The sequence below is a fragment of the Aquimarina sp. Aq78 genome (assembly GCF_900299525.1).
GTDB lineage: Bacteria > Bacteroidota > Bacteroidia > Flavobacteriales > Flavobacteriaceae > Aquimarina.
The window spans coordinates 89,947-114,202 of sequence record NZ_OMKA01000020.1 but is presented as its reverse complement, the minus strand read 5'-3'; the positions used below and the strand labels follow the sequence as shown (position 1 = coordinate 114,202).

Annotated in this window: 18 protein-coding genes and 2 pseudogenes; 19 read left to right on the top strand and 1 reads right to left on the bottom strand. The window is 34.4% G+C overall.

Features of this window, described 5'->3' with window-relative positions; genetic code table 11:
• The first annotated feature begins 604 nt into the window (after positions 1–604).
• The 12 genes and pseudogenes from DG435_RS12165 (at position 605) to ilvA (ending at position 17,057) form a co-directional block, all read left to right on the top strand.
• Positions 605–1,036 (top strand): hypothetical protein, encoded by a 432-nt coding sequence (locus tag DG435_RS12165; protein ID WP_106791139.1) that lies wholly within the window; start codon positions 605–607, stop codon positions 1,034–1,036.
• Positions 1,036–1,728, top strand: a complete 693-nt coding sequence (locus DG435_RS12160) for a hypothetical protein (RefSeq protein ID WP_106791138.1) — start codon at positions 1,036–1,038, stop codon at positions 1,726–1,728. The genes DG435_RS12165 and DG435_RS12160 overlap by 1 nt, the downstream gene beginning before the upstream one ends.
• A gap of 56 nt (positions 1,729–1,784) precedes the next feature.
• Complete coding sequence (locus DG435_RS12155; RefSeq protein WP_234387036.1) at positions 1,785–2,483, top strand: sensor histidine kinase; 699 nt, start codon at positions 1,785–1,787, stop codon at positions 2,481–2,483.
• Between the two features lie 204 nt (positions 2,484–2,687).
• Positions 2,688–3,338: a response regulator transcription factor gene (locus DG435_RS12150; RefSeq protein WP_024771321.1), complete on the top strand. Its 651-nt coding sequence runs from the start codon at positions 2,688–2,690 to the stop codon at positions 3,336–3,338.
• A 939-nt stretch (positions 3,339–4,277) separates the two neighbouring features.
• Positions 4,278–4,505, top strand: coding sequence for a hypothetical protein (locus DG435_RS12145; protein WP_106791136.1), 228 nt, complete (start codon positions 4,278–4,280; stop codon positions 4,503–4,505).
• A gap of 15 nt (positions 4,506–4,520) precedes the next feature.
• Positions 4,521–4,619: pseudogene (locus tag DG435_RS26095) on the top strand (hypothetical protein); the annotation flags it as partial.
• A gap of 344 nt (positions 4,620–4,963) precedes the next feature.
• Entirely contained in the window at positions 4,964–8,797 is a 3,834-nt protein-coding gene (locus tag DG435_RS12140; protein WP_106791135.1) for a GEVED domain-containing protein, read from the top strand.
• Between the two features lie 878 nt (positions 8,798–9,675).
• Entirely contained in the window at positions 9,676–11,352 is a 1,677-nt protein-coding gene (gene ilvD / locus DG435_RS12135) for a dihydroxy-acid dehydratase (protein WP_106791134.1), read from the top strand.
• 158 nt (positions 11,353–11,510) lie between these two features.
• Positions 11,511–13,244 (top strand): biosynthetic-type acetolactate synthase large subunit, encoded by a 1,734-nt coding sequence (ilvB, locus tag DG435_RS12130; protein ID WP_106791133.1) that lies wholly within the window; start codon positions 11,511–11,513, stop codon positions 13,242–13,244.
• Positions 13,245–13,327: 83 nt separating this feature from the next.
• Positions 13,328–13,861 (top strand): acetolactate synthase small subunit, encoded by a 534-nt coding sequence (gene ilvN, locus DG435_RS12125; RefSeq protein WP_074409252.1) that lies wholly within the window; start codon positions 13,328–13,330, stop codon positions 13,859–13,861.
• Between the two features lie 179 nt (positions 13,862–14,040).
• Positions 14,041–15,516: a ketol-acid reductoisomerase gene (gene ilvC / locus DG435_RS12120; RefSeq protein ID WP_106791131.1), complete on the top strand. Its 1,476-nt coding sequence runs from the start codon at positions 14,041–14,043 to the stop codon at positions 15,514–15,516.
• A gap of 275 nt (positions 15,517–15,791) precedes the next feature.
• Positions 15,792–17,057: a threonine ammonia-lyase gene (gene ilvA, locus DG435_RS12115; protein ID WP_106791130.1), complete on the top strand. Its 1,266-nt coding sequence runs from the start codon at positions 15,792–15,794 to the stop codon at positions 17,055–17,057.
• Between the two features lie 89 nt (positions 17,058–17,146).
• Here the strand turns inward: ilvA and DG435_RS12110 are convergent, their stop codons facing one another.
• Positions 17,147–17,506 (bottom strand): helix-turn-helix domain-containing protein, encoded by a 360-nt coding sequence (locus DG435_RS12110; RefSeq protein WP_106791129.1) that lies wholly within the window; start codon positions 17,504–17,506, stop codon positions 17,147–17,149.
• A 101-nt stretch (positions 17,507–17,607) separates the two neighbouring features.
• Here DG435_RS12110 and DG435_RS12105 point away from each other — a divergent pair, with 101 nt between their 5' ends.
• From DG435_RS12105 to DG435_RS12075, 7 genes and pseudogenes are all read left to right on the top strand, one after another.
• A complete protein-coding gene (locus DG435_RS12105; protein ID WP_106791128.1) occupies positions 17,608–18,456 on the top strand; it encodes an N-acyl homoserine lactonase family protein in 849 nt (282 codons plus the stop codon).
• A gap of 94 nt (positions 18,457–18,550) precedes the next feature.
• Positions 18,551–18,814 (top strand): annotated as a pseudogene (locus DG435_RS12100) (threonine dehydratase); the annotation flags it as partial.
• Between the two features lie 550 nt (positions 18,815–19,364).
• Positions 19,365–20,006, top strand: a complete 642-nt coding sequence (locus tag DG435_RS12095) for a GNAT family N-acetyltransferase (RefSeq protein WP_106791127.1) — start codon at positions 19,365–19,367, stop codon at positions 20,004–20,006.
• The gene (locus DG435_RS12090; protein ID WP_106791126.1) at positions 19,994–21,184 is read left to right on the top strand and encodes an argininosuccinate synthase; all 1,191 of its coding nucleotides are present in this window, start codon (positions 19,994–19,996) and stop codon (positions 21,182–21,184) included. The genes DG435_RS12095 and DG435_RS12090 overlap by 13 nt, the downstream gene beginning before the upstream one ends.
• The gene (gene argC, locus DG435_RS12085; RefSeq protein ID WP_106791125.1) at positions 21,181–22,158 is read left to right on the top strand and encodes an N-acetyl-gamma-glutamyl-phosphate reductase; all 978 of its coding nucleotides are present in this window, start codon (positions 21,181–21,183) and stop codon (positions 22,156–22,158) included. The genes DG435_RS12090 and argC overlap by 4 nt, the downstream gene beginning before the upstream one ends.
• 99 nt (positions 22,159–22,257) lie before the next feature.
• Positions 22,258–23,052 carry a pyrroline-5-carboxylate reductase gene (gene proC, locus DG435_RS12080; protein ID WP_106791124.1) on the top strand — a complete coding sequence of 265 codons (795 nt, stop codon included), beginning with the start codon at positions 22,258–22,260 and terminating at the stop codon, positions 23,050–23,052.
• A 57-nt stretch (positions 23,053–23,109) separates the two neighbouring features.
• Positions 23,110–24,252, top strand: a complete 1,143-nt coding sequence (locus DG435_RS12075) for an aspartate aminotransferase family protein (protein WP_106791123.1) — start codon at positions 23,110–23,112, stop codon at positions 24,250–24,252.
• The last annotated feature ends 4 nt before the right edge of the window (positions 24,253–24,256 follow it).

Sequence of the window (24,256 nt, the reverse complement as noted above, 5' to 3'; positions counted from 1 at the left end):
AAATCCTTCGATCAACTAAGAACAGGCTTGTCGAAGGACTTAGAAAGAAGTACTACCATTGATGTATTCTCTAACGTGCTGATTTTATTTATATGTTCTTACGTCTCATCGAGTGATTTTATCAATAGCAATAGCGGCTGATAAAATTGTATCGAGATGCAATAGCTTATTACTACAGTTGGGTCTCGATTGCTCTGCTAAGTCCTTTCAGTAAGCTAGGTCTGTCGATGGACTTAGTAAAGCTATCAGGAATAGCTTTTTTTGATCAAAAACTCTATTCTCGATACACTTCTTCAGCCTGTGCTGAGTTATGTCGAAGTATCGAAGCACTCGAATTGACGAATTTTAGATCAAAAAACGAAAAAATATACAATGAGTTGTACTAATAGGGGGAAAACACCCTTTTGGTAGTAGGGGTAAATACCCCTTGCGATTTTTTTTAGATTTTTTTTTAGTGCTTTAGGGTGTTGAAAAACAGGAGTTTGATGTGGTTTGGGTGTTGGGTGGTTTTTGATTTTAAGGTAGGGTGTATTTGCTTTGCTGCATGTTTTTTGGATATATTAGCATCAATCTAATCTAATTTAATCTAAAATAATATAACGTTATGGGAAAAGAACTACCAAAAAAAGGAGGAAAAGGAAAAAAAGGAGGAAAACCTAAAAAATGTATAAGCATAGAAGAAGCAAAAGAATTGCAACATGTATGGTGTTGTACAAGAACACCAGAAATTGATAAGTGTATTGGATTCGAAGATACCAGAGAATTTTATTGGAGTGTCGAAGAATTACAGGAATATCTTAAATACGTAAAAAAGAAATCTAAAAAACAAGGGATTGATAATCCTGGAATTCGAATGTACTTTGGTGCATATCCTGAATCTAAATGTAAAAGTAAGAAGGGATATTCGACTATCTTTTTAGCACCAACAGGAGCACCTGCAGGTGAGATGGGTAAAGGTGGTGATAGTGCACCTAATAATTATGATATTGAGCCATATAATTATGGGAATAGTGGTAATCCTCCACAAATTTATTAATGAAAACATTAAATATTCTTTTTCAAGTTGCTGAGTTATTAGCAGCATTGGCAGGAACCTTTTATATCATGAAATACCGTGTTGATAAACTAACACGGTATTTTGTGTATTTTTTATGGCTTAATTTTCTTGTAGAGATGGTAGGGAAATTACCTACTTATATACCTGCATATGATGAATTGTCATTTTTAAAAGAAACTTTTTTGATTAAGAATGCGTGGTTGTATAATATTCATTCGATAGTTAGTATTGTATTTTATACATGGTATTTTAGGGAAAATTTATTATCTAAAAAATTTAAGTTTACTCTTGATATTTTAATAATTTTATTTTTTATTACATCTGTTCTTAATTTATTGATTACAGACGATTTTTTTAAAGTTCATTCTTCTTTTCCAATGATTACAGGGACTTTAATCATTTTGATAAGTGTCTTCTTTTATTTTTTTGAAATGTTAAAAAGTGAGAAAATATTAGAGTTTAATAAGGATTTGGTTTTTTATGTTGCCATTGGGACAATGGTTTTACATTTGGTAGTTGCTCCCTTGTTTATTTATAGTGCATACTATTCTAAAGAAAATGTTGATTTCATTAAAATCCGTGTTATAATTCTTTACTGTGCTATAATTTTTACCTATACTTGCTATACCATTGGTTTTATTGTATGCTCGCGAAAGAACAGATCTTATTAATTATATATTTTACCATTATTATTCTATTTTTTGTAGTATTTGGTATCATATTCTTCGTGGCTTTTCAGCGTCGAAAAAACAAACTACTTCTTGATAAATTTAGGGCAGAACAACGTTTTGAAGATGAGATTTTTAAATCTAAGATAGAGATCCAGGAACAGGCACTTAAAAATGTAAGCTGGGAGCTGCATGATAATATAGGGCAATTGCTATCGACTGCGGTGATGCAAATTAATATTATGGGAGCTACCATAGATGATAAAGCATCAGAATCACTACAGGATGTTAGAAAATTAGTAGGGGACAGCCTGCAAGAAATACGTACCTTATCCAAAACTCTAAATCATGAAGTGATTCAAAATGTAGGACTAGAGAAATCTATTAATGTAGAGCTCAAACGTTTTGAAAAACTTAATTTTTTAACACCTTCACTTACCGTAAAAGGAGAAGAAGAATATATAAACCCCAAAGATGAGATTATTCTATATCGCATCATTCAGGAATTTTTCTCTAATACCATAAAACATGCAGAGGCCTCAAATCTTGAAGTAGAACTGGAGTATACTCCAGAAACACTCAATATTAGAGTACAGGATGATGGCGTTGGGTTTGATCCAAAATCTGTTCAGGCAAATTCTGGTTTGTTAAATATGAAAAGCCGTGCATCTCTGGTAAACGCAAAACTGGACTATACATCTTCACCAGGAAAAGGAGTTTTGCTTACCTTGTCATATCCTATACAACTTAACGATTGATTTAATACATTTGTACTAAATAAGAAGCTACGCTTCAATGTATATGATTATAAGATTTAAATGTTTGAAAAAATAGATAATTAAATACTATACGTACAAAAAAAACAATACAGATAAAAGGAGCTATTCTTAACTAATATCCATACCATCCAAAATATAATGGCGAATTTGATCTGAGAATTAATAAACAATAAAAAAAAACAGATGAAGAAAAAGACTATAGTTATTGTCGATGATCATCTTTTATTTGCACAATCACTGGAGAGTTTAATATCTAAACTTGAGGAATATGAGGTGTTGGCTATTCTAAAAAATGGAAAAGAGCTTACTCAATATTACCTACATAAAAGAAAAACGCCAGACCTTATTCTTTTGGATGTAAAAATGCCTGTGATGGATGGTGTGCAAACGATGCAATGGCTTAAAGAAAATCGACCCGATCAAAAAGTGCTGGCACTAACGATGGAGGATGATGAAGAAACCATTATTAGAATGCTTAGGGCAGGAGCCAAAGGATACTTGCTAAAAGATATACATCCCGAAAATTTTGAATTTGCCATGAAAATGGTGATAGAACAAGGGTTTTATTATTCGGGTAAGATAGAGACGGCACTACGTAATTCTGAAGAAGCCGGAGGTAGTAAAAACCTGCAAGAAAAATTAACAGATAAGGAACGAGTGTTTTTAAAATTTGCATGCTCAGAACTTACCTACAGAAGTATCGCCGGAGAAATGGGGTTGAGTCCTAAGACGATAGAAAATTATAGAGAAACGGTTTTTAAGAAGCTAGAAGTAAAAACCAGGGTAGGTCTTGTAATCTATTGCATGAAAAATAAACTTTTTAAGATTGAGTGAAACCCTATTTTGAAAAGCTTGTAAAGCGCATTCAAAATAGTTGGTTGAACCAATCCCAGTGTAGACTGGGATCCATTTGTGGAGAAGAGGGCATCTTTGTTTTGAAAAGCTTGTAAAGCGCATTCAAAATAGTTGGTTGAACCAATCCCAGTGTAGACTGGGATCCATTTGTAGTGGAGAAGAGGGCGTCTTTGTTTTGAAAAGGGTGTAAAGCGCATTCAAAATAGTTGGTTGAACCAATCCCAGTGTAGACTGGGATCCATTTGTGGAGAAGAGGGCGTCTTTGTTTTGAAAAGAGTGTAAAGTGTATCCAAAATAGTAGGTTGAACCAATCTCGCCCTGTACTGAACTTGTTTCAGTATCTAGTGGGATCCATTTGTGGAGAAGAGGGCATCTTTGTTTTGAAAAGGGTGCAACTTGAGTTCGACGTAAGAAAATCACGTCAATTCGAGTGATCTGACGAAGGAAGATTGTATCGAGAATAGTGATTCTCTATCTAAAAAAACTATTCTCGATAGTTCTACAGAGCTTGCCGAAGTGCAGTTTTTCTCCATTGAATTCTGAAAAACCATTCGAATTGACGCTTTTTTATAACATTTTAGCTTAGGTGGAACCCAGGTTTGTAAAGCGCATTCAAAATAGCAGGTTGAACCCATCCTAGTGTAGACCTGATTTCAATGTAAAGGTTTTTGTAAGAAAATAATCTGCCTTCCTGAATAATGCTTGTTGTTTTTGTGGTGATTATCAAATAAATTAACATTTTACATAGTAAATATGTTTTAAATCATGATTTTTATTGATTATTATCATGTTTTAAGTGTTAAATTATTGTAAAAATGCTATTCTGGGTAAAATAGTATTAAGTGTTGCTAGTATAGTATATTTCAGGGACTTAGAATAGAGTTAATTTTGTGCACTAACACAAAACTTAACTATCTAATGAAAACTACAAACACGTTTTTATCGATTCTAATGGAGTTGATAATTTGGCCAATTATAGGTCAACACCAAAAAGAAAAGAGTTGCTCATTCGAGGAAACTCAGCAAGAATACTACGAAGATAACCCGGAGGCTTTTGAAAAAGCTAAAGAATTTGAAAAAATACTTCAAAAACAAGCCTTATTAAAAAACAGAACCCCGGCAAAGCAGCAGAGTTTAGTACATTAAAAGAAGCAAACCAAAACAGTTCAGGTTAATGCAAATCAATTAAGTGCAGGACTGTATTTGGTAACAGTTAAATTAGGAAAACGAACAGATTCGGTAAGAGTTATGGTCGAATAATCCTTAACTGAAATAGACTATTTATTTTCGACCTTAGCAGTAAGGTGTAGAACATAACGAGTGGTTTTAATCTAATACAATCTCTCTTGAAATCAAATCAAGAGGGGGGGTATAAATTCTTCAATTTTTTTAATCACCATTAAACTTAGGTTATGAATTCACAAAAATCACTAGTAAAGAATACATCTTAGGATGTATTCAAAAAAAGAATGGCAGTATGTGTGCTATTCAACGAAAGTATTGTTGCTAAAGGCTACAGTGAGTTTTTCAATTCATTGTTTGCTTCTGCAAAAGGTGTTGATTTCCATTTATCAACAACTTCATTAACTATTAAAAATTAAATCATGAAAAATCAACTTGTCTTATTTGTAGGCTTATTTGTTTTCCAATTTGGATTTTCACAAACCAATAATTTTTGGAAAAAAAATAGTAGCCCAATTGAAAACGAAAACATTTCTTCTTCTAAGAAGAATACAGAAACTTCACACCAAAACACGTACAACCTTAGTGTTGAAAAATTAAAAGAAATTTTATCTCACTGTCCCAAAAGATCTAATTCATTTGGTCAATCGAATGTCATTATTACGCTTCCTACCGAAGATGGAAAATTTAAAGAATACCGTATAAAAGAAACAAGTGTTTTACATCCAGATTTAGCCAAGAAGTTTCCAGACATTAAGTCTTATGTTGGTACATCTGTTAATGGAGAAGGCGGAGTAGTACATTTTAGTTTGGGGTATAATAACTTTAGGGCTATGATTATGAAATCTGATGCTACAATAACGGATATCAAACCTTCTACTAGTAATAGTAAGACCTATATGGTTACTTCAAAAACGGATGGATCAGAAAAACCAATTAACTGTCAAATAATTGATAATACAGTCGAAACTTTTTCAGAAAAAAGTACAAAGCAAGCTGAAAAATCAAACAAAGCAAGAAAAGATGCTAATGATGGTCGTGTTAGAGTCTACCGAATGGCTATAGCAGTAACGGGAGAGTTGTCTAAAATTTATACTGATAAGGCAAACGTTACAAATGGTTCAACTCAACAAAGGAAAGCCGCAGTACTTGTCGAGTTGAATGCACTCATGACAAGAGTGAATGCGGTTTATGAACGAGATCTTGGAACTACGTTTGAGTTAGTGTCCAATATTGACGCTTCCATTTTTCTTGACCCAGCAACTGACGGTTTTACGCATGGTAATACTTCAGCATCAGTAAATGAGGTTCAAGCTATTCTTGATGCTACAATTGGTAACGCTAACTATGATATTGGCCATGTTTTAGATTCAGATGGGACTGGACGTGGAGCTTTAAGGGCTGTATGTGTTGATAGTAAAAAAGCTCAAGGAGCTACCGGTGCACATCCTTTCACATCTGTCGCAGATTATTTCTATCGCACATTCGTTCATGAAATAGGTCATCAATTCGGTGCTAACCATTCGTTTAATAACTCATGTGGTGGTAATCGTCTTGACGAGGGTGCTGTTGAACCAGGAGGAGGTAATACTATCATGGCATATACAGGTTGTGCTCCTAATACAGAAAATACGCAATATGTTTTTTTTCATGCGAAACAAATAGATGAAATGTGGAACCATATTGTAAGCACAGCAGGTTGCGGTACAACAAAATCAATAGGTAATAGTGCGCCAACAGCTTCTATAGGAGGTAATTATACGATTCCAAGATCTACTCCATTTGTATTAGAAGGATCAGCTAGTGATCCTAATGCTGCCGATCAACTAACGTATACCTGGAATCAAATGGATAAGGAAATAGCTCCTATGCCTCCTCGGGCTACGTCAACTAACGGTCCTGTATTTCGTTATGTACCTCCTTCAACATCTCCAAATCGATATATGCCTAATCTTACTGCGATAAAAGCAGGAAATGCTTCTTCTGAATGGGAGGTAACACCTTCTGTTTCCAGAACTATGAATTTTAGATTTACAGTAAGAGATAATCATCCGGGAGGAGGTAATACAGATTCTAAAGATGCTGTTATTACGGTAAGTGGGACTGCTGGTCCTTTTGTTATCACTTCTCAAAACACTAGGTTTGATGCACCTATAGGCTCTACGCAAACAGTAACCTGGAACGTAGCAGGAACCACAGGAAATGGGGTAAATGCAGCGACTGTTGATATTTTGTTATCTACAGATGGTGGAAATACATACCCAATAACATTAGCTTCTGCAGTACCTAACGATGGTTCTCAACAAATTACAATACCAGACAATGAAGGAGGTGTAAATAGAATTATGGTAAGAGGTACGAATAATATCTTTTTCGATGTTACAAATGCTAATTTTAGTATTACCAATGGAAATTTGGATCCTATGCCTACAAATTATTGTGCTGCAGGTTATCAAGGTAATAATTATATAGACGAAGTTGTCTTTGGAGCTATCAATAATAAAAGTGGAAATGGTGGGTATTCTGATTTTACTAACCTGGGAACCAACATTACTAAAGGCGAGTCTGTTGCTTTAACCGTTAATCCGGGAATCGATTTCTGGGATCCTAATTATTTTGGAGCTTGGATTGATTGGAATAAAGATGGAGATTTTACAGATGCGGGTGAAGAAGTTTTATTGAAAACCAATGGTGCCGGTGGTGTAACAACAACAGTTGTAGTTCCTAATACCGCAAAAAGTGGCGCGACCAGATTAAGAGTACGTTATAAAATACATACTGCCCCTGAGCCTTGTGGAACAGCAAGAACTAATGGTGATGAAGTAGAAGATTATTTTCTATTTATTAAAGGTGGAAGTTCTAATCCAACCTGTAATGATGGTATTCAGAACGGTAATGAAACCGGAGTTGATTGTGGTGGGCCTGATTGTAACCCTTGTACCACCAATCCAACCTGTAATGATGGTATTCAAAATGGTAATGAAACTGGTGTAGATTGTGGCGGGCCTGATTGTAACCCTTGTAATACAAATGTAACCTACTGTGCAGCTTCGACCACTCAAAATGCTACCTTACACATTACCAATGTTAGCTTAGGATCTATAAATAATAGTTCCACAAATGCTGCATATAATGATTTTACCAATCAATCTACAAATCTTACTAGTGGGCAAGCAACTGCATTAACGATAACCATGAATAATAATAGTTGGACATTTAATGCAGTAGGAGTATGGATTGACTGGAATAATAATGGTGATTTTACTGATGCTGGAGAGAAAGTGTATTCTAGATTTGCTGCGGGTCCTTATTCGGCTAATATTACTCCTCCTTCTGGAGCAGTTTCTAATACTTCGTTGCGAATGAGAGTTCGAGTAGGATATGGGTCTGAAGCAAAAATAACACCTTGTGATACTGATACTTATTTGGGCGAAGTAGAGGATTATACCATAAGAATTGGAGGTACATCTACACCAACCTGTAATGATGGAATTCAGAATGGTAATGAAACCGGAGTTGATTGCGGAGGATCTTGCAGTCCTTGTGCTACTAATGGAACTGTGGTTTATGTGGATATGAGTGACGAAACAACAAACTCTTCAAGTACCTGGAATTTCTTTAGAATAGAAGTTGGTGATGATAATGGTTTTGGAGCATGGTTCACTAATAATTCACTTCGATTAGTGAGCTATGGAAAAAATGTGGTTTGTGAAGGAACAACTAGTAATGCCACATTTATCGGAGAAGGAATTGAGGTTGGTGCAGCCAGTAATTTTGTTGCTAATGCTAATAGTTTTGTGGTAAGTTCATCTTCATATACAAATTGGAGAGGTAAATCTGGTTATATAGGATTTACTTTTAAAATAGGAGGAAACACACATTATGGATGGTTTTATGCTACAGTAGCTAATGATGGATTGTCATACATTATCAAAGATTATGCATATAATACTACAGCGGGTCAAGGCTTACTTACAAAACGACCAACCAGACAAAAAGAGAGAACTTCAGAAAATAGGGTTAGTATGTACCCTAATCCATTTGAAGAAACTGTTACCATAGATGTATCAAGATTAGAAAGTGATACATTTACAATAACCGTATATAATTTGTTAGGAAAAGAATTGATCAATGAAGAGTATAGTAAAAACCCAGGTACCATACTGTTAGGAGATAAAATAAAATCATCTGGAAATTATTTTGTGAAAATACAAGCTAATAAACATACAGAAACCTTAAGGCTTGTTAAGTTTTAACATAAAGTTGAATTCTAAGTAGTCAAAACTGAGGATTTAAAATAGGACCTTTCATTGTAATGAAAGGTCTTGTTTTTAATGAAATCAAGAAGAGTTTATATAAAAAAATAATTTAGTATTTGTATTTCAAAAAAATATTTTCCTATATTTGGACATATAAATGAATACCAGAAACATAAATATTAATACAGTCATTATCATTAAGGTGATTATTTCACCTCGATAAGGGATGTATTAATACTATATATATGATATTAAAATCCCTTTACTCAAGTAAAGGGATTTTTTTGTATAAAAGGTATTAAGATTAGAATTTAAAATTAATTCTGAACAATAGAAATGAGAATATTTAGCAGTATAATTAGTAATGTCATTGTCATTATTGTGATTATTTCACCATGATGAAGGGATATTATTGTATAAAAATAAATACAGACTCCCTTCAGAAATGAAGGGAGTTTTTTTTGATATTGAACTGATTTAAACTTTTTGGTTTTAAGCGAAAATTAAATGTTTTTTAGTCCTACTTGAAAGCTTTTTTGAGTTGCATAGCAGGGCTACGGAAAGAAAAAAAGACAAAAATAAGGCTGAAAACAACAATTTTTTAGCAAATCGAAAAAGTTTAAATCAGTTCACGCAATGAATACTTAAATAAAATTATCAAATAGTGATTGTAAATTTTCAAAACATAAGTGATTGTAAATCAATGCGTAAAGCATGTAAAGGCACTATTGGATATTGTAAGGGTATTGAATAATGTATAAGTGTTTAGTTGCAACAAAATAATTTTATACTGTGGTTTATTCAATCTAATGCATACATCATAGGGTAAAAGTTAAAATTTTAAATAATTCGTAAAAACTGATATTCAAAAAGAAATGAGCATCAATAAGTATAGTAAACAAGTCACTCAAGATGACACGCAACCTGCGGCACAGGCAATGCTTCACGCAATTGGTTTAACCGATGAGGATTTTAATAAACCATTGGTCGGAATTGCCAGTACAGGTTATGAAGGGAATCCATGTAACATGCACCTTAATGACCTTGCTAAATTGGTTAAGCAAGGAACATTAGAAGAGGATGTCGTCGGACTCATATTTAATACTATTGGAGTAAGCGATGGGATTTCTATGGGAACACCAGGAATGCGTTTTTCATTACCATCTCGTGATGTAATTGCTGATTCTATGGAAACTGTAGTACAAGCAATGTCTTATGATGGGATGGTAACCGTTGTTGGTTGTGATAAAAATATGCCAGGTGCATTAATGGCAATGCTTCGATTAGATCGACCTTCAATTTTGGTCTATGGAGGAACCATAGCTTCTGGATGTCACGAAGGTAAAAAATTAGATGTAGTTTCTGCTTTTGAAGCCTGGGGAGAAAAAGTAGCAGGAACGATAACACAGACAGAATACAAAAGTGTTATAGAGAAAGCATGTCCGGGCGCAGGAGCTTGTGGAGGGATGTATACCGCAAATACTATGGCCTCGGCAATAGAAGCGTTAGGAATGTCATTACCTTATAATTCATCGAATCCAGCTATAAGCAAAAATAAAGAAGAAGAAAGTATCCAGGCGGGTCGTGCTATGCGAGCGTTATTAGAAAAGGATATCAAACCTAAAGATATAGTAACCAAAAAATCACTAGAAAATGCAATACGATTAGTTACCGTACTTGGAGGTTCTACAAATGCCGTATTACACTTTTTGGCAATTGCCAGGGCTGCAGATGTAGATTTTACATTAGCAGATTTTCAGAGGATTAGTGATGAAACTCCCTTTTTGGCAGATCTTAAACCAAGTGGGAAATACCTAATGGAAGATGTGCATGAAGTTGGAGGGATTCCTGCTGTGTTAAAATATCTTTTAAAGAAAGGATTACTACATGGAGATTGTTTAACCGTTACCGGAAAAACAATTGCAGAAAACCTATTAGACGTACCTGATCTTAAAGAAGGACAAGACGTTATCAAGCCTTTAGAGAACCCAATTAAATCAACAGGACACCTTAGAATCATGTTTGGTAACCTGTCTGAAGATGGATGTGTTGCAAAAATTACAGGTAAAGAAGGATTGCGTTTTCAAGGAAAAGCTAAGGTTTTTGAAGGGGAATATGATGCTAATGATGGTATCAGAGATGGAAAAGTAGAAAAAGGCGATGTAGTCGTCATAAGATATGAAGGACCAAAAGGAGGGCCAGGAATGCCAGAAATGTTAAAGCCTACTGCTGCTATTATGGGAGCCGGTTTGGGTAAAGATGTAGCCTTAATTACTGATGGAAGATTTTCGGGAGGAACACATGGGTTTGTTGTTGGGCATATCACACCAGAAGCACAAGAAGGAGGCCTGATTGCTTTAGTAAAAGATGGAGATGTCATTACTATTGATGCAGAGACAAACTCGATTACTGTAGCTATTAGTGAAGCTGAGATAGAGAAAAGAAAAGCTTCTTGGGTTCAGCCAGCATTAAAGTTTGATAAAGGAGTGTTGTATAAATACGCACATACAGTATCCTCTGCATCACAGGGATGTGTAACCGATGAATTCTAATTCTGGCAATTTGTAATTCTGTTGAAAAACAGGATCAGAATCTAAAAATGACAGCATTTGATGCTGATAAACGATAAATTATCATTCTGATGAAGATCAGAATCTAAAAAAAGTCTAGACTCTAGTTTCTAAAAGTCTAGCCTCTAAAATAAGAGTGTATGGAAACACAAACGCAAACGTTAAGAAAAGAAACCAAAATATCAACAAAACGTATGACTGGTGCAGAGGCAGTAATTCGATGTCTGTTGGCAGAAGGAGTAGATTTAATTTATGGATATCCCGGCGGAGCCATAATGCCAGTCTATGATGAGTTATACAAATATAGAGATCAATTACATCATGTATTAACCAGACATGAACAAGGAGCAACACATGCAGCACAGGGATATGCAAGAACAAGCGGCAAAGTTGGAGTCGCTATTGCTACTTCTGGACCTGGAGCTACTAATTTTGTAACCGGAATCGCTGATGCGCAAATAGATTCTACACCAATGGTATGTATTACAGGTCAGGTTGGATCACATTTGTTAGGGTCAGATGCATTTCAGGAAACCGATATTATAGGAATCTCTACACCAATTACCAAATGGAATCATCAGGTTACCAAGGCCGAAGATATTCCTGCAGTATTAGCAAAAGCTTTTTATATTGCTCGCTCTGGTCGACCAGGCCCTGTGTTAATAGATATTACAAAAGATGCACAGTTTGGCGAATTAGACTTTGTGTACTCAACATGTAAAGGCGTACGTAGTTATAAGCCAGTACCCGAAACAGATTTAAAAAGTTTGGAACAGGCAGCTAAACTGATAAACAAAGCAAAAAAACCAATGATTGTCTTTGGTCAGGGAGTAATCCTTGGAGAAGCAGAAGAAGAACTAAAAAACTTTATAGAGAAATCAGGAATCCCATCTGCATGGACTATTTTGGGACTTTCGGCACTACCAACATCACACCCATTAAATGTAGGAATGGTTGGTATGCATGGTAACTATGGGCCAAATAAGCTGACTAACGAATGTGATTTACTACTAGCAATCGGAATGCGCTTTGATGATAGAGTTACTGGTAACTTAGAAACTTATGCCAAGCAGGCAAAAATCATACATTTTGAGATTGATCCAGCAGAGATAAATAAAAATGTGAAAGCAGATGTTGCAGTAATGGGAAATGTGAAAAATACATTATCACAGATATTTCCGATGGTAAAGTCAAATTCTCACGATTCATGGGTACAAGAGTTTAGAGATTATGATGCAATAGAATATGATAAAGTAATTAAAGAAGAATTGTATCCTAGTAATGAAGGCCTATCTATGGGCGAAGTGCTTAGAAGAATTAATGAAGAAACCAAAGGAGATGCAGTGATTGTATCTGATGTAGGACAGCATCAAATGATGGCTTGTAGATATGCCGAGTTTAATAAGTCTAAGAGTAATATTACTTCTGGAGGTTTAGGTACAATGGGATTTGCATTACCTGCAGCGATTGGTGCAAAAATGGGAGCCCCGGATAGAGAAGTAGTAGCGATTATAGGAGATGGCGGATACCAGATGACAATACAGGAGTTAGGTACAATTTTCCAGACCAAAGTACCAGTAAAGATCGTAGTGCTAAATAATGATTTCCTGGGAATGGTACGTCAATGGCAACAACTGTTTTTTGATAAACGATATGCTTCTACAGAGATGGTAAATCCAGATTTTATAAAAATAGCAGAAGGGTATCATATCAAATCTACCAGAGTTACCAAAAGAGAGAATTTACAAGAAGCAATCGCAGAGATGATAGCGTCAAAAGAAGCATATTTTTTAGAAGTATGTGTCGAAAAAGAAAATAATGTGTTTCCGATGATTCCTACAGGAGCATCAGTTTCGGATATAAGATTAGAATAATAGAATTTTTGTTATTCTGGCACTTGGTCTCTACTTAATATAGACTTCGGCTAGGATTTATGCAATGATACAATATACTAGTAATGAAAAAAGAAAATTATACCATATCAGTATATACTGAAAATAATATAGGGTTGTTGAACAGGATTTCAGCAATATTTTTAAGACGTCATATCAATCTTGAAAGTTTTACAGCTTCTGTATCAGAGATTAAGGATGTATTTCGTTTTACGATCGTGGTGAACATAACTGAAGAACAGGTAAAAAAGATTATTGGGCAGATTGAAAAACAAATAGAAGTAATTAAAGCTTTTTATCATAAAGATGATGAGACCATTTATCAGGAAACTGCTTTGTTTAAGATCGCTTCAAAATTACTATTTGAGGAACGTAAAATCCAGAATGTAATAAAGGATAGTAATGCTAATATCGTTACTGTGACTCCAGAGTTTTTTGTATTAGAAAAGACAGGGCGACGAAGAGATGTAGAAGCTTTGTATGATCAATTAGAACCTTATGGCTTAATGCAATTTGTACGTTCGGGAAGAATTTCAATAACAAAAGAAAAGTTACATATTTCTAAAATATTAGAAAATTTTGGAATGGAAGCAGTGTAAGGGATAGTAGTGACATCCTTTTTGGTTGACTCCTTCAATAACTATAGGATGACAATCAAAAAGATATAGCGAATAGCCCGACCCTGAATTTGATCAGGGATACACCATAAAAATCGAAACAACTAAAAATAAAATTAAATCAAATTTCCTAACGGAAATCACAACAAATTAAGAAAGAAATGGCAAATTACTTTAATACGCTATCATTAAGAGATCAATTAACACAACTAGGAAAATGTAGGTTTATGGATGCTGAAGAGTTTTCGGCAGGAGTAGACGCATTAAAAGGGAAAAAAATGGTTATCGTAGGGTGTGGAGCCCAGGGACTTAACCAAGGGTTAAACATGAGAGACTCTGGTTTGGATATTTCGTATGCGCTTCGTGAAGCAGCGATCAAAGAAAAAAGACAATCTTTCAAGAATGCATCTGATAACGGATTCAATGTAGGGACCTATGAAGAATTGATTCCTAATGCTGATGTTGTTATTAATTTGACACCAGATAAACAACATACTCAAGTGGTAAACACAGTAATGCCATTAATGAAAAAAGGAGCTACTTTATCATATTCACATGGATTTAATATTGTAGAAGAAGGTATGGAAGTGAGAGATGATCTTACTGTAATTATGGTGGCACCAAAATGTCCGGGATCAGAAGTGAGAGAAGAGTATAAAAGAGGATTTGGAGTACCTACATTAATAGCGGTACACCCAGAGAATGATCCTAAGGGACATGGTTTAGATCAGGCAAAAGCATATGCAGCAGGAACAGGAGGTCATAGAGCTGGAGTGTTAGAATCTTCTTTTGTAGCCGAAGTGAAATCAGATCTTATGGGGGAGCAGACAATTCTATGTGGATTATTGCAAACCGGATCTATTTTGTGCTTTGACAAAATGATAGAAAAAGGAATAGATCCAGGATACGCTTCCAAATTAATTCAATATGGCTGGGAAACCATTACCGAAGGGATGAAGTATGGTGGAATCACTAATATGATGGATCGATTATCAAATTCATCAAAAATTAAGGCATTTGAACTTTCTGAAGAATTAAAGAGTATCATGCGCCCGTTGTTTAGAAAACATATGGATGATATTATGCAAGGGCATTTTTCAAAAACTATGATGGAAGACTGGGCTAATGATGATAAAAATCTATTATCGTGGAGAGCAGCAACAGGAGAGACGGCATTCGAGAAAACTCCCGCAGGAGATATTGAGATTTCTGAACAAGAATTCTACGATAATGGAGTATTGATGGTGGCTATGGTAAGAGCAGGAGTTGAACTAGCTTTTGAAGCGATGACAGATTCTGGAATTATTGAAGAATCAGCATATTATGAATCGTTACACGAAACTCCACTTATAGCCAATACTATTGCACGTAAGAAATTGTTTGAGATGAATCGAGTGATCTCTGATACGGCAGAATATGGTTGTTATTTATTTGATCATGCTTGTAAGCCTTTATTAGCAGATTTCATGAAAAAAATAGATACCGATGTTATCGGAAAAGCATATGATGAAGGGAAGAATAATGGAGTGGATAATGCTAAACTAATAGAAGTAAATGCAGCTTTAAGAAATCATCCTATAGAAGTTATTGGTTCTCGATTAAGAGCATCGATGACAGCAATGAAACCGATAGTATAGTACATTTAATTTTGTCAGGCCAGATCTGTTAAAGTTTTGAGATGTGTATTGTGTAACCTTTGATGGGTCTGAGCCGGCAAGAATATACCAGTTTAACTTTGAAATCGTGCGTATAGAAATTGAATTTATTTTGCACGTATTCAAGACAAAAAATATTAGCATAGCCATAGCTACGGTTATATTTTTTAACGAAAAATAGGAGCAAAAGAAACTATTTATTAGTGCTATTTCAAAGTTAAAATGGATAATATAAAAGAAGAGTGTAAACTTAAATTATGAGCACCATAACCACAACATATTTTCCTGAATTAGAGGATATTCAGAAGGCAGCTTCAACAATAAAAGAAGTGGCTATGGTTACTCCTCTTATGAATAGCATTCGGTATTCTCGCAGATACGATGCTAATATTTTATTGAAACGAGAAGATCTTCAACGTGTTCGTTCCTATAAAATTAGAGGTGCTTTTAATAAAATAAGCTCACTTACCAAAGAAGAGTTAGAAAAAGGAGTTGTTTGTGCCAGTGCGGGTAATCATGCACAAGGAGTAGCATTCGCCTGCCATCATTTGGGAATAGAAGGTACTGTTTATATGCCCTCGGTAACACCAAAACAAAAGGTAGAACAGACAAAAATGTTTGGCGGTGATCATGTAAAGATTGTTCTTGAAGGCGATACATTTGATGATTCTTATAAAGCAGCAATGGAAACCTGTACTTCTGAAGGAAAAACATTTGTACATCCATTCGAGGATCCAAAAACTATAGAAGGACAAGGAACAATTGGACTTGAAATTTTTAAACAGACAGATGTACCGATTGATTATATTTTTGTAGCTATTGGTGGAGGAGGATTAGCTTCAGGTTTATGTGGAGCAATGAAAGCTTTATCTCCAAAAACAAAAATTATAGGTGTTGAACCAGAAGGAGCACCTTCTATGTTATCATCTATCCAAAATAATAAGAATACAGAGATTTTTAATATTGATAAGTTTATCGATGGTGCAGCAGTTCAGAAAGTAGGAGATCTCAATTTTGATATTTGTAAAGAATATCTCTCTGATATGTATACAGTTCCTGAGGGATTGGTATGTCAGACTATTTTAGATTTATACAATAGAGATGCTATTGTAGTTGAACCAGCAGGCGCGTTAACCTTGGCTGCTCTTGAATCTTATAAAGATAAGATCAAAGGCAAAAATGTAGTTTGTATTGTGAGCGGTAGTAATAATGATATTACACGTACTGCCGAGATTAAGGAAAGGGCATTGTTATATGCAGATTTAAAACATTATTTCATAGTTCGTTTTCCGCAACGAGCAGGTGCATTAAAACAATTTGTAGGAGAAGTACTAGGACCGAATGATGATATCACTCATTTTGAATATTCAAAAAAATCAAGTAGAGAAAATGGCCCTGCAGTAGTTGGGATTGAACTAAAAGACAAGAATGATCTAGAACCTTTGGTGTCCAGAATGAAGGCCCTTAATTTCTTTGGAGATTACCTTAATGATAAACCTGATCTGTTTCAGTTTTTGGTGTAAGTCTAGTAGCTTCTTTTCGACCAGACACTAACTAGATAGAGTGATCAAGTACTACGGGCAATATGGGTAAACTAAATTCATAGGAATCACTAATTTTCAAAATCCAAACTATAGCTTTTCCCCCATTCGCATATATTCTCAAAAATAGGAAGTAAATCTTCTCCTCTGCTAGTGAGGATATAGCGAACCCCAATAGGTGTAGAGTCTGGAATAATAGTTTTAATAATAATTTTTTGTTTTTCTAAAATCTTTAACTTTCTACTTAAAACTTGCTCTGAAATGTTTGGTAATTCTTCCTTTAACAAATGAAAGCGATTGACGCCTTGTGAAATTGAAAATATAATTTGTGAAGCCCAACGTACTCCAATAATATCAATAGCGACATTTAATGCACATTTTTTGTGTAAATACCTTTCGTTTATAGAATTTGTGGAATTTTCTTTACGCATAACTGTATATTTTATAGCTCACAATTTTGTTAGTTATTGTATAGGATAAAAAACTTAATGATTTTTGCATTAAAATTACAAAAACGTGAAACTTTAATAGCATGAAAAATACAATAACATTATTAATAATCTCAATTTGCATTATCTGTTGTAAAGAATCAGAAAAAAAAGACAATACCCCGATAAGTACAAATGTCAAATTATATGTTTTGGATGGAGGTTCTATTTTAGTAAACAAATTAGAAGTTTTTTCTCAAGACACAACATATACAGGCCAAGTAAAACAACTTGTAGATCCTTATTACGTAATTACACATCCAAAAGGAAATTTAATTTGGGATGCCGGATTACCAGAGAGTTTAGTTGTTGATAAACCCTATACAGAGCCCACTGGAGTATTCTCTATGCAAAGATCAGATTCATTAATAAATCAATTAAATTTAATTGGTTTTAAAATTGAAGATTTCAAATACATTGCCTTATCGCATACACATTTTGACCATATTGGACACGCAAATTATTTCAAAAATGCTACTTGGCTAGTACAAGAAAGCGAATACAATTTTGTAACTAGTGATGCAGAAAAATCAGCAAACATAGACGTTTATAATGCTATAAAAGAGTTAACCAATATTAAAAAATTAAATGGAGATTTTGATGTATTTGGAGATGGAACAGTTATTATAAAAACTATGCCGGGGCATACCATTGGTCATCAAGTTTTATATATAGAAGCGGGTTTAAAAAAACCAGTTTTATTGACTGGAGATTTATATCATTTTGAAGAAAATCGAAAAAACAGGGGTGTCCCATCTTTTAATTATGATGTAGAAGAAACTATAAAAAGCATGACCGTTTTTGAAGATTTTGCAAAACAGAATAATGCAGAAATAATAATTCAACATTCTAAAAAAGATTTTGAAAAATTACAAGAACTATTAAAAAAATGATAATCCTAGTAACCTGATTTTGAATTCAAAGTGTAAATGGAATTAATCAAAACTAGGATTTGTATTAAAAAGAGAGGTTTGGTAAAAATTTCATCACTTAAAACACTATTTCATAGTTCGTTTCCCGTAACGAGCGGGTGCATTAAAACAGTTTGTAGGAGAAGTACTAGGCCCAAATGATGATATCACTCATTTCGAATATTCAAAAAAATCAAGTAGAGAAAATGGCCCTGCAGTAGTTGGGATTGAACTAAAAGATAAGAAAGATCTTAAGCCTTTGGTCTCTAGAATGAAGGCACTTAATTTCTTTGGGGATTATCTAAATGATAAACCTGATTTGTTTCAGTTTTTGATATGATATACTACTTAAGTATAGCTTTTATCAAAACTCTTTTCTGTTTTTTTATTAGAAACCTAAGGTATAGAATATCAATTTGATAGTTAAAGGTTCATGATTTTATTAAAACGGTAAAAGTTAATTAGTTTTACTGTTTTTTTGTTTTACGTATTAATTTTTTATGTAATATTGTACCATCTAGTTAACGAAAGGGGCTGCGGCCGACGATTTAGAGTTACTATTATGAAAACGGCAAATTACATATCTACAGAGAGTAAAGTTCAATATTTGAACAAATTTGATAATCCAAGTATTCCCGCACGCCGCTTTCGTCGCCCCTTGGGGGTCTATATTCTTTTGAAGTAGGTGCGTCCTACTTCCCCTAGAGACATCGAATCCATTTTAGAAAAACTGAATTTTTAAATTTTGTTGTTCAAACGACATATTTAAAATATTTGGTAGCAATTCTTATCACGACAAATAGCGAGATATGATTCGCACATCAGCCTGGATTCAGAAAAATCAACACTAATTTTAATATATAAACTTCTTTAATAAGCGGGATTCGTTTATGGAAAAAGTAAAAATAATAATTGCTAACGAAAACCATTTTCGTTATGCAAAGGAAATATGCGAAGTAATATCCGACTCTGCCAAAGTAAGAGGAACCGGTATTGCTAAACGTACCCCAGAATATATACAAACTAAGATGCAAAACAGGAATGCGGTTATTGCCGTATCGGGCAATCAATTTGCAGGATTTTGTTATATCGAAATCTGGGGTAATGAAAAACATGTAGCACATTCTGGTTTAATAGTACACCCTAATTTTAGAAATCAGGGTCTGGCAAAAAAAATCAAAGAATTTACATTCAATTATTCTTTGAAAAAATACCCGATGGCCAAAGTGTTTGGTATCACGACAGGATTAGCTGTAATGAAAATCAATTCTGATTTGGGGTATAAACCCGTTACATTCTCAGAATTAACAGATGATCCTAAGTTTTGGGCAGGTTGTAAAACGTGTACAAATTATGATATTCTAACATCTAAAGAACATAAAATGTGTTTGTGTACCGGCATGTTATATGACCCTTTGCAGAAAGTAAAGAAAAAAGAGAAATGGTACGATAAAAAGGTACTAAAAAGATTAAAAAATATTAAACAAACGATGCTTGCAAGCAATAAACAATTGTTGTTATGGAAAAAGTAGTATTAGCATATAGCGGAGGACTGGATACCTCATATTGTGTAAAATATCTTATTCATGAAAAAAAACTGGATGTACATACCATTTTGGTGAACACAGGCGGTTTTTCTGAAGAAGAATTAAAGGATACAGAAAAAAGAGCCTATGAATTGGGCAGCTCATCTCATGTGAATAAGACTATTCTAAATGAGTTTTATGAAAAAGCTATTAAGTATTTGATTTATGGTAATGTATTAAAAAATAATACGTATCCACTTTCTGTAAGTGCCGAACGAATTTTTCAGGCCATAGAGGTTATTAAATATGCCAAAAAAGTAGGAGCAAAGTATATTGCACACGGAAGCACGGGAGCAGGGAATGATCAGATAAGATTTGATGTGATTTTTCAAACATTAGCCCCGGAGATCGAAATCATTACTCCGATTAGAGATTTAAAACTTTCTCGTCAGGCCGAAGTAGAATATCTAGAAAAGCATGAGGTCTATTACAGCTGGGAAAAAGCACAGTACTCAATCAATAAAGGTATTTGGGGAACCAGTGTAGGAGGGAAAGAAACGCTTTCTTCTCATAGTGCATTACCAGGTACGGCATTCCCTAGTCAACTTCAAAAAGAAAAAGAAGAAATTATCACGTTAAACTTCGAAAAAGGAGAACTCATTGGATTAGATGGAGTTAAGGATATCCCGGTGAATACTATTCAGAAACTGGAGGAACTGGCAAGTGCTTTTGCCATTGGCAGGGATACCCATGTTGGAGATACAATTATTGGTATTAAAGGGAGAGTAGGATTTGAAGCGGCAGCGCCAATGGTAATCATTAAAGCTCATCATCTTTTAGAGAAACATGTTTTAACCAAGTGGCAGCAATATTGGAAAGAGCAATTAGCCAACTGGTATGGTATGTTGTTACATGAAGGAAATTATCTGGATCCTGTAATGAGAAATATAGAAGTATTTATGGAAGACTCTCAAAAATCAGTAACAGGAGATGTAAAAGTGAAATTGAAACCCTATCATTTTACTTTAGAAGGAATCGAATCAGATTTTGACATGATGAAATCGGATTTTGGGCAGTATGGCGAGATGAATAATTCCTGGACATCTGATGATGCCAAAGGTTTTATAAAAATCTATGGTAATGCGAATAAGATATATCATAATGTAAACCCAAGTGAATCATGATACAAGTAGGAATAATAGGAGGATCAGGATATACAGCAGGAGAACTGTTAAGGCTGTTAGTTCATCACCCAGAAGTAAAGCTGGATTTTGTCTACAGTACAACAAATGCAGATGTATTGATTCATAAACAACATCCGGATTTAATAGGAGAAATAGATCTTAAGTTCACAGATACGATAAACCCAAATGTAGATGTACTGTTTTTGTGTTTGGGTCATGGTAGATCAAGATCGTTTTTAGAAACCAATACGTTTTCAAAAATGACTAAAGTAATTGATTTAGGAAATGATTTTAGATTGAATGGTGATCAGGAATTTCTGGAAAGAGATTTTGTATACGGTTTGCCAGAATTAGAAAAAGAAAAGATTAGATCAGCAAAGAATATTGCAAATCCGGGATGTTTTGCCACCGCCATACAGTTAGGGTTATTACCATTAGCTTTTGCAGGTAAACTTAAGGATACAATTCACATTAATGCTACAACAGGAAGTACAGGAGCTGGTGTGATGCCAGGAGGTACCACTCATTTTAGCTGGAGAGATAATAATTTTTCTAGTTATAAAGTATTCTCACATCAGCACCTGGGAGAGATTAAACAAAGCCTTAAACAAGAACAAAATGATTTTGAAGCTCCTGTTTTCTTTATTCCAAATAGAGGAAATTTTAGTAAAGGAATTTATGCCACCATGTATACAAAATATGAAGGTAGCGAAGAAGAAGCAAAAGAACTGTATAGATCATATTATAAAAAGGCTGAGTTTACTGTGATTTCTGATGAAGAAATTCATTTGAAACAAGTAGTAAACACGAATAAATGTATACTACACATCAGTAAGAAAAATGGGATGTTACTAATCACATCAGTAATTGATAACTTGATTAAAGGAGCATCTGGACAAGCCATTCATAATATGAATTTAATGCTAGGATTAAAGGAAAAAACAGGATTAGAATTAAAGGCGAGTGCATTTTAATGCTAACAGATGAATATCATGCAGGCTTATTGAAGTGTTTAAGAATCCGCGATGAAGAGGAATCTTTAACAGATTTAGACTGACAAAACAAAATATAAAATGAATAGAATAACAATTATAGGAGGAGGAAACTTAGGCAAATCAATAATTTCTGGATTGGTCAATAGTGATTTGTTCGAAGCTACAGACATTACAGTAGTAGATAAGTCAAAATATAATTTGAAAGAAGTTGAAGAAAAGCTAGGTGTATCTACATCGCAAAATATTGTAGCATCTATAAAAAATGTAAAATGGATAATTCTTTGCGTACAGCCAAGACAGTTGGATGTTGTTTTACAGGAAATAAAAAGTATAGTAGCAACAGATCAAATATTGATTTCTACTGTAACCGGTACGTCAATTGCCGAAATCAATGAGGTAGTCCCGAATAATAAAGTAATACGGGTAATGCCCAATACAGGGGCTGCCAAAAAACTATCAATGACCTGTATTGCTGCTAATGAAGATGCGAAAGAAGAATTAGCTATAGTACAAAAGATGTTTGATACCATTGGTAAAACGCTGGTTATAGAAGAACGTCTAATGCAGGCTGCTACAGTTTTAGGAGCAAGCGGAATAGCCTTTTTTCTTAGGTTTTTAAGGGCTATGATACAAGGAGGGATTCAAATGGGGTTTCACCCTCATGAAGCCCAAATCATCGCTGTGCAAACCGCAATAGGAGCCGCCACATTAGTAGCAGAGAATGGAACTCATCCAGAACGTGAAATCGATAAAGTTACAACACCTCAGGGATGTACTATAGAAGGTCTTAATGAGATGGAGCATCAAGGCTTAAGCTCATCTGTGATAAAAGGAGTGATGGCTTCTTATGAAAAAATAAATACAATTAAATAGTTGATAGTTGTCAGTAGATAGATATTCACTGGCAACCATCAACCAATAACTAATACTATGAAATTATTTGACGTATATCCTTTATATAATGTAGAGCCTATAAACGCTTATAACGCTATCGTTGTGGATAAAAATGGAACAGAGTATTTGGACATGTACGGAGGGCATGCTGTGATTTCAATAGGTCATTCTCACCCTCATTATGTGAAAAAAATAAAAGAACAGATAGAAAAAATAGGTTTTTATTCTAATGCTGTTCAAAATAGTTTACAAACTAAATTAGCAAAAAAACTCGGAGCATTATCAGGATATGATGACTATCAACTGTTTTTATGTAACTCTGGTGCCGAAGCCAATGAAAATGCACTGAAATTAGCTTCTTTTTATACAGGAAAATCAAGAGTTATAGCATTCCATAATGGTTTTCACGGGCGAACATCTGCCGCTGTAGCTGCAACAGATAATGCTAAAATCAATGCACCATTAAATACTCAGCAAAACGTCACTTTTTTGCCGTTAAACCAAATTGAACTTGTAAGAACTGAATTAGAAAAAGGTGACGTGTGTGCTGTGATTATAGAGCCTATACAAGGAGTAGGAGGACTGGACGAAGGTACTACTGCCTTTTTTACAACTTTAGAAACCCTATGTCATGAGTTTGGTGCTGTTTTAATAGTTGATGAAGTACAGTCTGGCTATGGCAGGAGCGGTAATTTTTTTGCACATCAATACCATGAGATTACACCAGACATTATTTCTATAGCAAAAGGTATGGGTAATGGTTTTCCGATAGGAGGTATATTAATTGCCCCACATATAAAACCCGATTATGGGATGCTGGGAACCACTTTTGGAGGTAATCATCTGGCTTGCGTTGCAGCATTGTCGGTTCTTGAAGTAATTGAAAATGAACACCTTATTGATAATGCAAGAATAACAGGAGCATATTTTGCTTCTAAGGCACATCAAATTCCCGGTGTGCAAAAAGTAAAAGGGAAAGGACTAATGTTAGGATTAGAGTTTGATTTTGAAGTTAGCGAACTTAGGAAAAGACTGATCTATGAAGAACATATTTTTACGGGAGGAGCAATGAATAAAAAACTATTGCGAATTCTTCCTCCATTAACTATTGGGAAAAAAGAAATCGATCAATTTATTAAAGCATTACAAAGTGTATTGGTAGAAAAACCAATGATTTAAAAGA

Coding starts and splice junctions, on each gene's coding strand:
- DG435_RS12165 (WP_106791139.1), top strand. CDS start 605: ATGGGAAAAGAACTACCAAAAAAAGGAGGAAAAGGAAAAAAAGGAGGA.
- DG435_RS12160 (WP_106791138.1), top strand. CDS start 1,036: ATGAAAACATTAAATATTCTTTTTCAAGTTGCTGAGTTATTAGCAGCA.
- DG435_RS12150 (WP_024771321.1), top strand. CDS start 2,688: ATGAAGAAAAAGACTATAGTTATTGTCGATGATCATCTTTTATTTGCA.
- DG435_RS12145 (WP_106791136.1), top strand. CDS start 4,278: ATGAAAACTACAAACACGTTTTTATCGATTCTAATGGAGTTGATAATT.
- DG435_RS12140 (WP_106791135.1), top strand. CDS start 4,964: ATGAAAAATCAACTTGTCTTATTTGTAGGCTTATTTGTTTTCCAATTT.
- ilvD (WP_106791134.1), top strand. CDS start 9,676: ATGAGCATCAATAAGTATAGTAAACAAGTCACTCAAGATGACACGCAA.
- ilvB (WP_106791133.1), top strand. CDS start 11,511: ATGGAAACACAAACGCAAACGTTAAGAAAAGAAACCAAAATATCAACA.
- ilvN (WP_074409252.1), top strand. CDS start 13,328: ATGAAAAAAGAAAATTATACCATATCAGTATATACTGAAAATAATATA.
- ilvC (WP_106791131.1), top strand. CDS start 14,041: ATGGCAAATTACTTTAATACGCTATCATTAAGAGATCAATTAACACAA.
- ilvA (WP_106791130.1), top strand. CDS start 15,792: ATGAGCACCATAACCACAACATATTTTCCTGAATTAGAGGATATTCAG.
- DG435_RS12110 (WP_106791129.1), bottom strand. CDS start 17,506: ATGCGTAAAGAAAATTCCACAAATTCTATAAACGAAAGGTATTTACAC.
- DG435_RS12105 (WP_106791128.1), top strand. CDS start 17,608: ATGAAAAATACAATAACATTATTAATAATCTCAATTTGCATTATCTGT.
- DG435_RS12095 (WP_106791127.1), top strand. CDS start 19,365: ATGGAAAAAGTAAAAATAATAATTGCTAACGAAAACCATTTTCGTTAT.
- DG435_RS12090 (WP_106791126.1), top strand. CDS start 19,994: ATGGAAAAAGTAGTATTAGCATATAGCGGAGGACTGGATACCTCATAT.
- argC (WP_106791125.1), top strand. CDS start 21,181: ATGATACAAGTAGGAATAATAGGAGGATCAGGATATACAGCAGGAGAA.
- proC (WP_106791124.1), top strand. CDS start 22,258: ATGAATAGAATAACAATTATAGGAGGAGGAAACTTAGGCAAATCAATA.
- DG435_RS12075 (WP_106791123.1), top strand. CDS start 23,110: ATGAAATTATTTGACGTATATCCTTTATATAATGTAGAGCCTATAAAC.